The organism is Longibacter salinarum, from assembly GCF_002554795.1.
Lineage (GTDB): Bacteria > Bacteroidota > Rhodothermia > Rhodothermales > Salinibacteraceae > Longibacter > Longibacter salinarum.
This window is the reverse complement of sequence record NZ_PDEQ01000002.1, coordinates 704,772-717,640: the sequence shown is the minus strand read 5'-3', so window position 1 is coordinate 717,640 and position 12,869 is coordinate 704,772. Positions and strand designations below refer to the sequence as shown.

12 protein-coding genes are annotated in these 12,869 nt (G+C 58.3%); 5 read left to right on the top strand and 7 right to left on the bottom strand.

What is annotated here, in order from left to right; genetic code table 11:
• Positions 1-136 precede the first annotated feature (136 nt).
• Positions 137-1,666 (bottom strand): sensor histidine kinase, encoded by a 1,530-nt coding sequence (locus CRI94_RS06250; RefSeq protein ID WP_098074793.1) that lies wholly within the window; start codon positions 1,664-1,666, stop codon positions 137-139.
• Positions 1,667-1,731: 65 nt separating this feature from the next.
• A complete protein-coding gene (locus CRI94_RS06245) occupies positions 1,732-2,478 on the bottom strand; it encodes a response regulator transcription factor (protein ID WP_098074792.1) in 747 nt (248 codons plus the stop codon).
• A 447-nt stretch (positions 2,479-2,925) separates the two neighbouring features.
• Here CRI94_RS06245 and CRI94_RS06235 point away from each other — a divergent pair, with 447 nt between their 5' ends.
• Entirely contained in the window at positions 2,926-3,384 is a 459-nt protein-coding gene (locus tag CRI94_RS06235) for a hypothetical protein (RefSeq protein ID WP_098074790.1), read from the top strand.
• Between the two features lie 150 nt (positions 3,385-3,534).
• On the opposite strand, the gene CRI94_RS06230 is transcribed toward CRI94_RS06235, so the two are convergent.
• Together CRI94_RS06230 and CRI94_RS06225 are read right to left on the bottom strand one after the other, a co-directional pair.
• Positions 3,535-4,677, bottom strand: coding sequence for a tRNA-queuosine alpha-mannosyltransferase domain-containing protein (locus CRI94_RS06230; protein WP_098074789.1), 1,143 nt, complete (start codon positions 4,675-4,677; stop codon positions 3,535-3,537).
• A 76-nt stretch (positions 4,678-4,753) separates the two neighbouring features.
• A complete protein-coding gene (locus CRI94_RS06225) occupies positions 4,754-4,993 on the bottom strand; it encodes a hypothetical protein (protein ID WP_098074788.1) in 240 nt (79 codons plus the stop codon).
• Positions 4,994-5,293: 300 nt separating this feature from the next.
• On the opposite strand from CRI94_RS06225, the gene CRI94_RS06220 reads away from it, so the two are divergent.
• Positions 5,294-5,992: a ComF family protein gene (locus tag CRI94_RS06220; protein WP_098074787.1), complete on the top strand. Its 699-nt coding sequence runs from the start codon at positions 5,294-5,296 to the stop codon at positions 5,990-5,992.
• 17 nt (positions 5,993-6,009) lie between these two features.
• Here the strand turns inward: CRI94_RS06220 and msrA are convergent, their stop codons facing one another.
• Both msrA and CRI94_RS06210 read right to left on the bottom strand, forming a co-directional pair.
• Positions 6,010-6,537, bottom strand: coding sequence for a peptide-methionine (S)-S-oxide reductase MsrA (msrA, locus tag CRI94_RS06215; RefSeq protein WP_098074786.1), 528 nt, complete (start codon positions 6,535-6,537; stop codon positions 6,010-6,012).
• Between the two features lie 187 nt (positions 6,538-6,724).
• The gene (locus CRI94_RS06210; protein ID WP_098074785.1) at positions 6,725-7,378 is read right to left on the bottom strand and encodes an ABC transporter ATP-binding protein; all 654 of its coding nucleotides are present in this window, start codon (positions 7,376-7,378) and stop codon (positions 6,725-6,727) included.
• A 249-nt stretch (positions 7,379-7,627) separates the two neighbouring features.
• On the opposite strand from CRI94_RS06210, the gene CRI94_RS06205 reads away from it, so the two are divergent.
• A complete protein-coding gene (locus CRI94_RS06205) occupies positions 7,628-10,084 on the top strand; it encodes a DNA polymerase domain-containing protein (protein WP_098074784.1) in 2,457 nt (818 codons plus the stop codon).
• A gap of 139 nt (positions 10,085-10,223) precedes the next feature.
• Here the strand turns inward: CRI94_RS06205 and CRI94_RS06200 are convergent, their stop codons facing one another.
• Positions 10,224-11,033, bottom strand: a complete 810-nt coding sequence (locus CRI94_RS06200) for a ParA family protein (protein WP_098074783.1) — start codon at positions 11,031-11,033, stop codon at positions 10,224-10,226.
• 467 nt (positions 11,034-11,500) lie between these two features.
• On the opposite strand from CRI94_RS06200, the gene CRI94_RS06195 reads away from it, so the two are divergent.
• Both CRI94_RS06195 and CRI94_RS06190 read left to right on the top strand, forming a co-directional pair.
• Complete coding sequence (locus CRI94_RS06195; protein ID WP_098074782.1) at positions 11,501-11,866, top strand: hypothetical protein; 366 nt, start codon at positions 11,501-11,503, stop codon at positions 11,864-11,866.
• Between the two features lie 307 nt (positions 11,867-12,173).
• Positions 12,174-12,788, top strand: a complete 615-nt coding sequence (locus CRI94_RS06190; RefSeq protein ID WP_098074781.1) for a hypothetical protein — start codon at positions 12,174-12,176, stop codon at positions 12,786-12,788.
• Positions 12,789-12,869: the final 81 nt, after the last annotated feature.

The following is a 12,869-nucleotide window of genomic DNA, read 5'->3' as shown; positions in this document are numbered from 1 at the left end:
AGCTTCGCGTCGCACCACGGGCACTAGCTTCGCGTCGCTGCATCGCTGAACCGCTTCGGGTTCACCGGCTTCACGCGCCTGGATCCCGCCCGGTTCGCTCACTCTCTATCATCGAAGCACGTTTTGTGAGGGCCTTTTATCGCGGAAGAGTGATGCGAAACTCCGTCCCCTGCCCCCGTTCGGAATGAACCTGCAGCCGCCCCCCGTGCCGCTCGACAATACGCGTCACGATCGACAACCCGAGCCCGCTGCCTTCACCGCCAACGTCCCCGGCGCGCGCCCCGCGGTGGAACCGATTGCTGACTTCCGGCATCTCCTCCGCATCGATTCCGATGCCCGTATCGCGGCAGAGCACGTGAACGCGATCCTCCTCGGCCTCGACGACTACGTGCACACTCCCCTCCTGCGTATACTTGAGCGCGTTGTCCACAAGATTGCGGACGGCATCACGAAGTAGATCGGGCTGAGCCTGAACATGAAAGGCTCGGCCGTCGCGCTGTGTTCTTTTCGCGCCGCGGCTGTTCGGCCCGCTCACGTCGTGAGCGCCATTTTGCCGATGCGCCTCGACGGTCAACTGAATTCCACGCTGGTCCGCACGCTCCTGAAACGATTGCACCTCCTCCGCAACGAGATCCACCATGTCGACCTCCTCCGTTTCCAGTGAGGCACCGCGATCAAGCCGCGTGAGCGTGAGCAATGCTCGCAGTGTCTGGACGAAGCTCCCGAGGCGGTCGTCGAGAAGCTCCAGCGTACTTCGGTACTCCGCAGCTGATCGATCGCGCCGAAGCGCAATCTCGACGTGTCCGCGAAGGACGGTGAGCGGCGTCTGCAGCTCATGCGCCGCGTTTGATGTGAACGTGCGAAGCGCATCCACATGCGACTCCACGCGATCAAGCAGCGCATTCAGGGTCTCCGCGAGCATGGCCGTTTCCCGGTCTGCATCGTCGGGGACGTGGACGCGTGTGTCCAGGTCTGCCGATGTGATGGTCCGGGCGACATCCGTTACACTCCGAAGCGGTTCTGAAACACGACGAGCAGCCCAGTCGACAAGGACCAGCAATCCGACCGTCAGAGCAATCCAGAGGGCGATCAATCCGATCCCCAGCTGCCAGAGCATCGATCGGTGATCCGGTACCGCACGCGATACCTGGACAAACCCGGCGACCTGTCCGGTATGGTCCGGAATGGGGCGGACGGTATAGTAGTATCCTCGGTCTCCCGCCTCGAACGTTTTCAACGACGGAACGACGCGCTCCGGCATTTGACGGGCGAGAAGGCGGTCCGGAAACGAGGGATCAAGCGCATTGATATTGGAGGACTCGCGGAGAAGCTGCCCGCCGTCGTCGAACACTTGAACAAAGATCGGATCGACGCGGTCGATCGCGAGACGGTGATGTGCCTCTTGCCAGGCATACGCACTTAGATCGAATGATCCATCGACAATGCGTACCTCGGCCAGCATCTCTTCGGCCTCCGTCTCAACCGTGCTCATGGCTGTGTGATGAAACGACCAGTACGCCCCCGCCCACGCCATGAGCGCCGGCACGGCAAGAGCGGCCGCAAGCGCCGGTCCAACCATCGTAAACAGTCGACGGCGAAACGGGGGTCGCTCTGACGTCGGGCTTGCCTCGTTGCGAGGCGGTTCTGAGTCTGTAAGGTCGAACATGATCTACCGGGTTCATCGTTGCGAAGACACGGTGCCGTGCGGTATGGCATCTCGTCTGAAGTGCATCATGCACCTGCATCCGTGGTCTCGATGTTTGTCTCCGCATCCGGTGAGGAGGCCGGGCCTGACTCCGCAGATTCGAAGCGATACCCTGTGCCCCTCACGGTTTCGATGCGCGAGTCACAGCCGGCGTCGGAAAGTTTTCGGCGGAGATAGTTGACGTACACGTCGATAAGGTTCGTTCCCCGATCAAAATTATGGCCCCAGACCTCGCGATGGATGTCCTCCCTGCTGAGTGCGCGTCCTTTACGCGCCATCAAGAACGCCAGCAGATCGAACTCCGTCGGCGTAAGATGTATCTCCTCGCCGTCGACACTGCAGCGGCGGGCCGCCAGATCAAGCCGCAACGCCCCGTCCTCCAGCGGCTCATCTCGTTCCTGCGGCTCCACGCGCCGGAGGAGCGCCTCGATGCGCGCGAGCAGTTCGTCGAACGCGAACGGCTTCGGCAGGTAGTCGTCGGCCCCCGAACGGAGTCCTGCCACTCGATCCTCCACGGCGTCGAGGGCCGTGAGCATCATCACCGGCAGATGCGTATCGTGAATCCGGAGGCGTTCGCACACGTCGAGACCGTTGATATCCGGAAGCCGCACATCCAGCAAGACCAGGTCGATCTCATCCTGTTGAACGTACTCTAGACCGCGTCGGCCATTCTTTGCCCACGTGACGCGATACTGTTCCTCCTCCAGTCCCTTCCGGATGAACGAGGCTACATCGGGCTCATCTTCGACAAGAAGAATGTGCGGTTCAGTCATAGTGAAAAGCTCCGCAGATGGAGCATCAAGGAAGCGAGGCGACCAGGTTCACAGTAGGTCCTATCGCTCCTACTTACGCTGCGTGCCAAAAGGATTTCCCACCCCAACCGCCTTCTCACCAGGTTCTAATCGTCAAGAAATGGTCCAGCGTTTCGTGTTCAGGGTTCAGTGTTCAGGGTTCAGTGTTCAAGGTTCACTGTTCAGCGTTCGAGCGACGGCATTACTCCAATCCTTGAAGCTCATCCCCGAATTCCCAATCCCTAATTCACAATTCCAAATCCCCAATCCCGAATCCCCAATCCCGAATCCCCAATCCCGAATCCCCAATCCCCAATGCGTAATCGCCAACCCAAAACGTTTCGCTTCGGTGGAAACCTCTCCCTGCGCCCGTCGCGTTTTGCTAATCCCAATCACCGTCACTGATTTCTTGCGCCCCGCCCGACGCTTATGCCGTCCACGACGCTGATCGACGAAAACGGACACTTTATCACCATCGAGCAGCCGGACGACGCGCTGACCGGCACCCCGAAGGAGGACGAGCACCACGACTTCCTGGTCGACCACTGGATGGACGTTGCGGCGGCATCGTACTACGGTTTCAAGCGCTACGGCATCGGGGCTGTGGTGATTGCCGAGGGTGATCCGATGACGTCGTCCGGACTCGACCATCCGTTCGACACCCGTAAACTGCTCTACCGACCGGACTCGGCCGGGGGCTGGTCCAGCGAACCTTCAGACGACGAGGTTCTGACCGTGTGGGCGACACGGAAGATGCAGACCTACGACCCAAACGCCGACGCGATTGTCGTGATGGCGGACGAGGACGGCTCCGTCCGATCATACGTCGTGAACGGCGACCCGGACCCGGCGACCTGCTTCGAACTCGTCCGCGCCAGAAACAACTGAAACGGATAAGGTTCAGGGTTCAAGGTTCAGGGTTCAACGTGTAAGGCTCAAGGCGAGCCACCACCGTCGCACGGCCGTGCGACGGTGGTCGTTTATCAAACATACCTACGTTCACACTTCCACACGTCCACACTTCCACACCTCGACCCGTCAACCCGTTGACCTAGTCATCGCCTCGAAGGCCGCGTCGTAGTCTGCTACGTGCGTGTCCCAGTCGTAGGGCTGTGGGATCTTGCGGAGCGTAGCCGGGGGAAGCGTACGTTCGTTTCCATCGAGAATCGAGCGAAGCACTGCAAAGAGATGATCTTCGTCCTCGTACAGGACCGGCGCATGGAGCAGCGGACGATGATGCGTTTCCGGCACGAGTTCGGGGTAGCTGAGGCGATCCGGTAGCAGCGGATGACACCCGCAGTAGATGGCTTCCATGATCGCGACGCCGAAAAACTCGTGGAGTGCCGTAGAGACGACAATGTCCGCTCGGTGTAGGAGGCGACTGTACTCGCTAAAATCTTCTGCGTAGCCGTAGTGCAGGATCCGCTCGGCGTATCGCTCGAACGCCTGCTCAAACTCTTCGGGCTGCTCACGGAACGCTTTTCCTGCCAGAATCAGTCGGAAGTCACATCCCGCGTCATCCAGCCGGTTCATCGCGCGGAAAAACGCCTTCGGATTCTTGTCGTACTCCCAGCGCTGATTCCACAGCACGACGGGCGGCTCTCCCTGTCCACCCGTACGAACGACGCGCTCAGAGTCGTACTCGTCGTGGGCTGCTAAATCGACACCGAGGTGAAGGACTTCGCTTTTCTCCCGAATCTCCCGCACCGTGTGCAGATTGGTGAAGTCCGGAAAGTTGCGGAGCAGGACCGGGAGCGCCTCTAGAAATTCGTCCCGGTGAAAAGCTGTGTTGAAGAAGACGCGGTCCGCGGCGAGGGCCGAAAGGTAGTTCGTGATCGAATAGGCCCGGTCCCGGGAGCGATCCGGCGGCAGCGGATACGTGAGCTGGTTTTCGTGGAAGTACAGCGCAACCGGAACGTCAGCAAACACGTCGCGAGTCAGCGACAGGAAGGCCGGGACGTTGACCATGTCGTTGACGAAGAGCAAGTCGGGGACGCCGACCTCATCAACCGCTTCCCGTGCCTTCCGCGCAAGGGTAACGCCTCCGCCTTCCATGCGCCAGCGCCAGAAGCGGCCCGGCATCGTGATCGTGCGGATCGTATGACTGGAGTGTTCGACAAGACCGTCGAGAAAGTTACGGTGCGACCCGCCGTACCACGGCTCGAGCGCAAAAATGTCCATACGAAGGGCGTTGCAGATCCACGAGAGACGTTATCAGCACAAAGACACAGCGGACCATCCGGTCCGTGCGATCCGGCTACTCCTCCGCTCCGAGTTGCTCCCGCAGCGTAAGGTCTTCTTGCTTCGTGGCCGGCCGCACGATCGAGATCGTGCGTACCTGTAGCGCCTCGCGCAGCGCATCATCACGGACCTCTTCTGGTGTGATGAAGGTCTCTTCTCCCGCCCCAATGTCGATGGTACGGGTGTCCATAACCACGGTAACAGATTCCGTGCCCGTGTTCTTGATCAACATTCCGCGTCGCTCCCGGTCGGCCATAGCTACAAAAACGTCAGTTAGTGAAAAACTTCAATTCGGGTGGCTGAAAACAGAAGCCGCGCAGGCGCCCGGCATCGACGGTCGATGTCGAGCAAACAGTGATCAGCATACAACAAAATGTGAGGCCCCGCAGCGCGGGACGAGGCTCTAGACAAAAAAGATAAAAGAACGGAGTTGCACAACCAGACCCCAGGTGCGAATTATCTCCGAAACCGCCAGCATGCTACGCCACCCTAAACATATACTCACAACTAATATTATTTATACATTGTTTTATATCCGTATTATGCATTCGGGCACATGTGGCAGATAGCAAATCAGATGAACCTCCTCCGTGGCTTCCTCGACCTTCTATACCCGCCCTGCTGCGTGGGCTGTGCAGGGCGCCCCGAACGTCCCTCGCTCCCACTCTGCCCGGCATGTCTCCGCCGTATGGAGCAGGCGCCGCAAATGAACGTTGCTGCACGACTGGATCGTCTTCCCCCAGATTGGGGCACAGCCTCCGGTGCGCATGCGATGTGGGTGTTCGATAAGGGGGGAGCGCTCCAGTCCATCCAGCATGCCCTGAAATACGGCGATCGTCCGCAGTACGGTGTCGAGCTCGGGCGTCTTCTCGGTCAATCGTACCGACGCGCCGGTTGGCCAGAACCAGACCGGGTCGTCCCCATCCCACTCCACCGACTTCGCCTTCTCGAACGCGGCTACAACCAGGCCGAAACGCTCGCTCGAGGTGTTGCATCCACGTTATCGACACGGTTGGATCCGCACACGCTCACGCGGCATCGCGCAACCCGATCACAGACAAACCTTTCACGAGACGAGCGCTGGCGCAACGTATGTGATGCCTTTTCTGTGGCCGAATCCATCGACGGCGGCACGCTCCTCCTCGTCGACGACGTGTTGACGACCGGCTCCACGGCAATGGCGTGTGCCCGAACCCTGAAAGCGGCCGGCGCGGACCGCGTCCTGATCACCACACTCTGCCTGGCCCGCGCGTGAGGAAATAACACCTTCGCCTACTGAAGCTTCGCGGCGTGCTTCTTCCGCAGCTTGCTCAGCTTCGGTTCGATGACCGCCTGGCAGTACGGAAGGCCGGGATTGCGCTGGTAGTAATCCTGGTGTTTCTGCTCTGCCTCGTAAAACGTATCGAGGGGCTCCAGCTCTGTCACGATCGGATCGGAGAAAACGCTCTCTTCCTCAAGCGCATCGATGACCAGCTCAGCGACTTGCTTCTGCTCCTGATCATGATACAGAATGATCGACCGGTACTGCGGCCCGACATCTGCCCCCTGCCGGTCCTTCGTCGTTGGGTTGTGGATCGTAAAGAAGATTTCCACCAGATCACGATACGAGATGATTTCGGGGTCGTACGTAATCTGAACGACCTCAGCATGGCCGGTACGGCCAGAGCACACGGCACGATATGTCGGGTTCGGCGTGTCCCCACCGGCGTATCCACTGACAACCTTGTCAATGCCGTCGACGCTATCGTAGACGGCTTCGAGGCACCAAAAGCATCCACCGCCTAACGTTGCCTTTTCCATAATAGCCTCCTGCTTGTTGAATGAGGAATGTTGTCATAGAACGACAACCGATGAGGCCTGTTTGCGCCGTTTTCGTTACGACCGGCGTTCCGCATCATCGCCTCCCAGCTTCACGCCAAATATCGATACCATAGCCCACCCGTGATGAACCGAAAAAGAGTATTATCGCCGCGATCAAGGAGAAGTGTCAGGAACGAAACGATTCGACGCTGAGCGTGCGGTCACATTCCTCCGCCTCAGCTGCTACATTCGTTGCCACGATCAGAATGCGATCTGCCTCTAGCTGCCATTCCATGACCTCCTCGACCATGGCAATGCCCTCCACATCCAGGTTGGCCGACGGCTCATCCAGGAGCAGTACATCCGGTCTTGGGAGCATCGCTGCGGCATACTTCACACGCTGCTTCATTCCAGAAGAAAACGTGCCTACGAGGTCATCCTCGCGTCCTTCTAGTCCAACACGCTGCAAAACTGAGGCGATGCGCTTACCCGCGGCGGTGTCACTCGCACCGTCAGTGACGCTCTGCCCCCGAGCCCGCGCCAGAAACTCTAAATTCTCGCGCGCCGAAAGGTTGTCGTAGACGCTCAGGTACGGTGCGACGAGTCCGACGTGTAGCGGGCGCTTCATGTCGTCCACCGTCCGGCCGTCAATGACGAGTTCGACCTCTCCGGCCTTCGGTGTCATCACACCCGAAAGGATTTTCAGCAGGGTAGACTTTCCCGAACCGTTCGAGCCCGTAATCGCCAGACTTTCGCCACCGATAACCTCAAACGACATCCGGCGAAACAGAAGCAACGAACCAAAATTTTGGCCCACGTCAACGGCACGAAGTACGGGCATATAAAATCAAGTCTTCCGAAAAGCAGGAGCGTCGTGACGAACAAGAGGTACCGGCATACATCCACGAAGATCGAAGCGAATTGTGCCCACCGTCCCCCCCTCGATCGAACGCGCCACCGCCATTCCATAGCGGAACCATCGGCGACACATTCCAAATGGCACCGCACGGTCAGGCGCTCGTAGAAATGCTACGGCTGTTAACCAGGTGCCTCAGTCTAACTCTCTCACGCCCTCCGGTTTCGCTCGACCATGCTCACCCGCCCGGACGTATTCGCCCGATTCCAGCGTCCCGACGCGGGTACCGGGTCTACGGATTCCACCCCGACCGCGAAGGACGCGAACCCAAATCCGGACGTGGATGCGGCTCTCTTCGGCAAAGATCCAACGCCGAGAATCGTAGACATCGAACCCTTAATGGACGCCCCATCGGACGAGCCGGCACGTGTCCGACTATACCAACGATCTGAGGACGGTCGGCGAATCACGACCGAAGAGGATCGCCTCTTCCCCTTTTTCTTCATCTCAGACATCACGCTGCTGCGCGGGCACCGGTCCACGTTCAAGTTCACCGAGCTCGAGGGCGACAACCATTACCGGTATCTCGTCATCTTCAACACGTGGGCGGACTACTGGAATGCCATCCGCACGGTCGAACATCGCTCAACCACGGATGACGGGCGCCCGGACGAACTGTATCAGGTCGGATCTCCGGCGCAGCAATACATGATGCAAACGGGGAAAACCTGCTTCCTCGAGATGAAGCCGGGTGACCTCCACCGCCTGCAACTCGATATCGAGGTGTACTCCGAGCAGGGTTTCCCGAATGCAAAGCGTCCAGACGATCGAATCATCATCGTCGCCCTGTCCGACAACCGCGACTGGACGAAGGTTCTCCACCTCGACGCATCCACCGACGATGCTGAGCGCGACCTTCTCTGCACGCTCGTCAACGTCATTCGCGAACGCGACCCGGACGTGATCGAGGGCTACAACTGCTTCTCCTTCGACTTCGACTACATCCTCAAGCGGTGTGAACGCCATGGAGTCGACTTTGCGATTGGACGCGACGGGTCGACGCCCAGAACGTACGAATCCAGCATGCGCTTCGCGGAACGCACGGTGGATTATCCCGCCATGGCCGTTCACGGACGCCATGTCATTGATGTCTACTTCCAGGTGATGGCGTTCGACGTCTTCAAGCGAGATCTCCCGGACTACAGTCTCAAGACCGCGGCAAAATATTTCGGGTTTGCCCCCGAGGACCGTACCTACATCCCTGGCGACGAGATCGACCGATACTGGCGGGAGGATCGGGACCGACTGCTCGACTACGCCCTCGACGACGTGATCGAGACCGAACGGCTCGCACGGCACCTCTCCGGATCGACGTTCTACCTCACGCAGATGCTGCCGATGACATACGGCGGCGCAGCCCGGCGTGGACCGGCATCTAAAATCGAGAGCCTCTTCGTCCGCGAGTATCTGCGCAAGCGCCACAGTCTACCGCGTAGCGAATGGGGTACGCAGTCGATGGGCGGCTACACCGATATTTTCATGACGGGCGTACTCGGGCCCGTCGTCTACGCTGACGTCGAAAGCCTGTACCCCTCAATCATGCTGAATTACGACATCCAGCCTGCGGGAGACAGACTCGGGGTGTTTCCTCAGCTTCTCGACCGTCTGACGAACCTTCGTCTCGAAACCAAACAGGCCATGCGCGACGCGGCCGATGACAAGGTCCGATCGGAGCTGGATGCGCGACAGAATTCGTACAAGGTGCTCATCAACTCCTTCTACGGCAACCTCGGGTTTACCCTGGCGATCTTCAACGATTTCGAGGAAGCTGATCGGGTCGCTCGCATCGGCCAACAGATCCTCAGAGACCTCATCTCCGAAATTCAAGATCGAGGAGGAACCGTTATCGAAGTTGATACCGATGGCGTCCTGTTCGTGCCACCGGACGACGTTCGCGGCGAGGACAACGAAATCCAGTTCACGCGAGATCTGACGAGTGCCATGCCGGAGGGCATACGCGTCGGATTTGACGGGCGATTTCAGAAAATGCTGTCGTACAAAAAGAAAAACTACGCGCTCCGAACGTACGACGGATCCCTTAAATTCAAAGGCTCATCGCTGATCTCTCGATCGAACGAGAAGTTCGGCCGCCGCTTCGTTCGGGAAGCCATCGAACTCCTGCTGGAGCGGGATGTCGAGGGGCTCCACGAACTCTACATTCGATATCGTGAGAGCATCGAAGCGCACGACTGGGAGAACGTCTACAGCTTCGCACGGACGGAAACGCTGAAAGACACGATCGAACAGTACGAACGAGATGTTCAGGAGGGTGACCGTCCGCGAGCAGCCACCTACGAACTCGCGAAACGGAGGATGCAGGCGACGGGACAGACGATTCGCAAAGGAGATCGCATCTCGTACTACATCACCGGAGATGACCCAAACGTCACGGCGTTCAAAAACTGCAGGCTCGCCACCGAGTGGGACCCAGATCAGCCCGACGAGAACACCGCCTACTATCTGAAGCGGCTTGACCAGTTCAGCCGCAAATTCGAAGTGTTCTTCTCGGATGCCGACTTCCGACTGATTTTCTCCCCGGAGGACCTATTCGGGTTCTCGGCCGACGGAATAGAAATCCAGAAAACGCGACCGACCTCTGACGTGCGGACAGATGAAAACGTCCCGTTTTAGCTACATGAAACGCACCACCCTCCGGTTTCCGGCTTTTCGATGGATCGTGAGGCGCGCCCCACTCCCACTGGGAGAAAGAGTGTGGCATTGTCCCGTCCGGGAAAAAGTGGATTGAGCGCCCCGTCTTCCTGGGATGTGGCTATCGGTTCACGCGGGCATACACATTTCCGTATCGCTCAATCCGCTCCTCCACTTCGTCGATAAGAAGCGCATATTCACTGGCAGCACGGGACTTCGGGGCGAACTCAAATATATCTTCGCTATGAGCCGGCGCCTGCTCCAACGACGGATCGTAGTGCAACAGCGTGTTAAATACTTTCCCGCCATAGTGCGTCCGCAACTCATCAATCACCTCATCCTGCACTCCCGGCGGATGACCATCTTTTTCGCCTCCGACCTGTGTGACGACAATTCCGAGGACCGGCGCTGCTTCCCCAACCCCTTCCCTCACGTTCTTGACCACCTCTCCCAGCCCGACCACACCCGCCAGCGCCAGGTATGTCGGACGGACCGGTACAATGAAGGCGTCGGCTGCTACCAGCGCATTCACTGTCAACACCGAGGTAGACGGGGCACAATCGATGAGAATCACGTCGTACGTCTCGCGAATCGGGTCGAGTATACGATGAAGCGTCCATTCACGACGACGCGTCTCCTTGAGGCGAATATCAGCATTCGCAAGCTCGAGCGAACCGGTGAGTAGATCCAGCCCATCTACGTCTGTGCTCCGTACCGTCTCGGCGAACGTCCGCTTCCCGAAAAGCACATCCGCAACCGATGGTTGGAGTTGATCATGGGAGACCCCGAGGGCCAATGACGCCGATCCCTGGCTGTCCAGGTCGATCAGGAGGACGCGCTTCCCACGGTGCGCCAACCCGGCCGCCAGGTTTACCGTGGTCGTTGTTTTTCCGACACCGCCCTTATTGTTGATGATGGGGATAATCTGCATCAAGCTCCGAACTCCATGGAAACGTACGTTGATTGAATGCGCAAACGCCGCCAATGTATTCGGGTTTAACCTCCACTCGTTACGGACTCATGACTCCACAACGAATTAACACGGCGCTCCCTGATACGGGCGTTCTCGACGTGTTGAGGCTAGCCTGCTCTGTAGAAAAGCGTGGAGACTCGCAACCTGTTTGGCGGATGGTTGGACAGCCGGGGCCGGAGGCAAGGAGATCATCTTCAGGGAGACACCGCAGGCAAAGACCTAACGGAATGCTCACCCGCACCAGGTATTGAGACCGACCGTAGGGAAATCATTGCCTTTCCCCGGCCATAGATAGTTCGCCACACGGGTTCACAACGTGATAAAATTGATACTGTCGTAGGTATGGTATATTTATTGTTTGCTACCCACACACGTAGCGTCACCTCCCCCTTTCAAGCAACGCGGTTTAAAGTAACCTCAGATTTATGGCTAACATCCAAGACTCACTCAATCAAATCATGGAGATCGACGGTGCGGTGGGTGCCGCTCTCGTCGACTATAAATCGGGAATGACGCTGGGCACGATTGGTGGCGGCTCGCTCGATATGGAGCTCGCCGGAGCAGGAAACACGGAGGTTGTCCGTGCGAAGAAATCAATCATCAAGCAGCTGCAGCTCGATGAGCAGATCCAGGACATTCTGATCACGCTGGATAATCAGTACCACCTGATTCGCATGTTTCACGAGAACGATGACATCTTCACGTACGTCGCTCTCAACAAGGAGAAGTCAAACCTGGCCCTTGCCCGGATCCAGCTCGAGAAGATTGACGGTACGCTAGAGCTCAACTAATGGAACGAAGGGATGTCACTTGACATCCGTCGATCGTATTCGAGTATGTCTTGTGTTGGGCGACCGCCGTGCTGTGGTCGCCCATCGACATTGGTACTCGCATTTGCGTCCGGATACTGGAAGTCCTACGACTGCGGGTCAAACGGGCGCATGTTTCTTCCACAAGCAGGTGGGGATTTCCCCTTCATACATCTCTGCCGCCCCCCGCGATTGTAGACCATTGGTTACAGCCGTTCCCGCTGCAATGGCGGGCTAACTCGCTTGCAGGTCCGCCTGCTTCCAGTCCACTGTTTCTCGATTTGTGCGAATGAGCAATCGTCCCGCGTTTCTCAAAGGCTTCTTCGGTACACCGAATGATGATCCGCTTCTGCAACCGTCTGAGCCGTCGAGGGAAACGTTTGATGCGTCCATACTGGAAGAATCCGAAGACGCCGAACGGGACGCCGCACCCGATGCCACGCCGACACCACCATCTGAACAGGAGGCCGATGTAGAACGTGATTCGTCGGCAGGGCCGCCATCCCTGTATGCCCGGATCCAGAACGTCATGGACCGCACCGCGCCTCCAGACGACGTTACCCAACAGGGCCGCTCGCATAACGGACGCCCCTCGTCTTCAGGCGACCGACAAGAACATAAACTGAGCGACCATTACGCCCCGGGCTCTTCCCCAAACCCCGTGTCGGAATCGACAGGTGTTGCCGAGGTTGGAGGCGATACCTCGCCCCGCGCGAAGCGCCAGATGCGGATCCGCTCCGGATCCCATGAAGAAGCGGACCTCCAAAAGGTCAATGACGCCGTGAACGATGGCTGGTACGTAGAAACCGTTCGCAGCGCGTCAGAAAACGACACACTCGTGGATGTTGTGTTACGAAGAGACAGTGCACCGTCCCTTTTCGACTTCGATGTCCCTGATGAATAACCGGTGGCATTGCGGATCGCCATCGGTCCAACAAAACGAAGCGGCTGCGATCGGGCTCTAAACCCGTCGCAGCCGCTTCTT

Coding starts and splice junctions, on each gene's coding strand:
- CRI94_RS06250 (WP_098074793.1), bottom strand. CDS start 1,666: ATGTTCGACCTTACAGACTCAGAACCGCCTCGCAACGAGGCAAGCCCG.
- CRI94_RS06245 (WP_098074792.1), bottom strand. CDS start 2,478: ATGACTGAACCGCACATTCTTCTTGTCGAAGATGAGCCCGATGTAGCC.
- CRI94_RS06235 (WP_098074790.1), top strand. CDS start 2,926: ATGCCGTCCACGACGCTGATCGACGAAAACGGACACTTTATCACCATC.
- CRI94_RS06230 (WP_098074789.1), bottom strand. CDS start 4,677: ATGGACATTTTTGCGCTCGAGCCGTGGTACGGCGGGTCGCACCGTAAC.
- CRI94_RS06225 (WP_098074788.1), bottom strand. CDS start 4,993: ATGGCCGACCGGGAGCGACGCGGAATGTTGATCAAGAACACGGGCACG.
- CRI94_RS06220 (WP_098074787.1), top strand. CDS start 5,294: ATGTGGCAGATAGCAAATCAGATGAACCTCCTCCGTGGCTTCCTCGAC.
- msrA (WP_098074786.1), bottom strand. CDS start 6,537: ATGGAAAAGGCAACGTTAGGCGGTGGATGCTTTTGGTGCCTCGAAGCC.
- CRI94_RS06210 (WP_098074785.1), bottom strand. CDS start 7,378: ATGCCCGTACTTCGTGCCGTTGACGTGGGCCAAAATTTTGGTTCGTTG.
- CRI94_RS06205 (WP_098074784.1), top strand. CDS start 7,628: ATGCTCACCCGCCCGGACGTATTCGCCCGATTCCAGCGTCCCGACGCG.
- CRI94_RS06200 (WP_098074783.1), bottom strand. CDS start 11,033: ATGCAGATTATCCCCATCATCAACAATAAGGGCGGTGTCGGAAAAACA.
- CRI94_RS06195 (WP_098074782.1), top strand. CDS start 11,501: ATGGCTAACATCCAAGACTCACTCAATCAAATCATGGAGATCGACGGT.
- CRI94_RS06190 (WP_098074781.1), top strand. CDS start 12,174: ATGAGCAATCGTCCCGCGTTTCTCAAAGGCTTCTTCGGTACACCGAAT.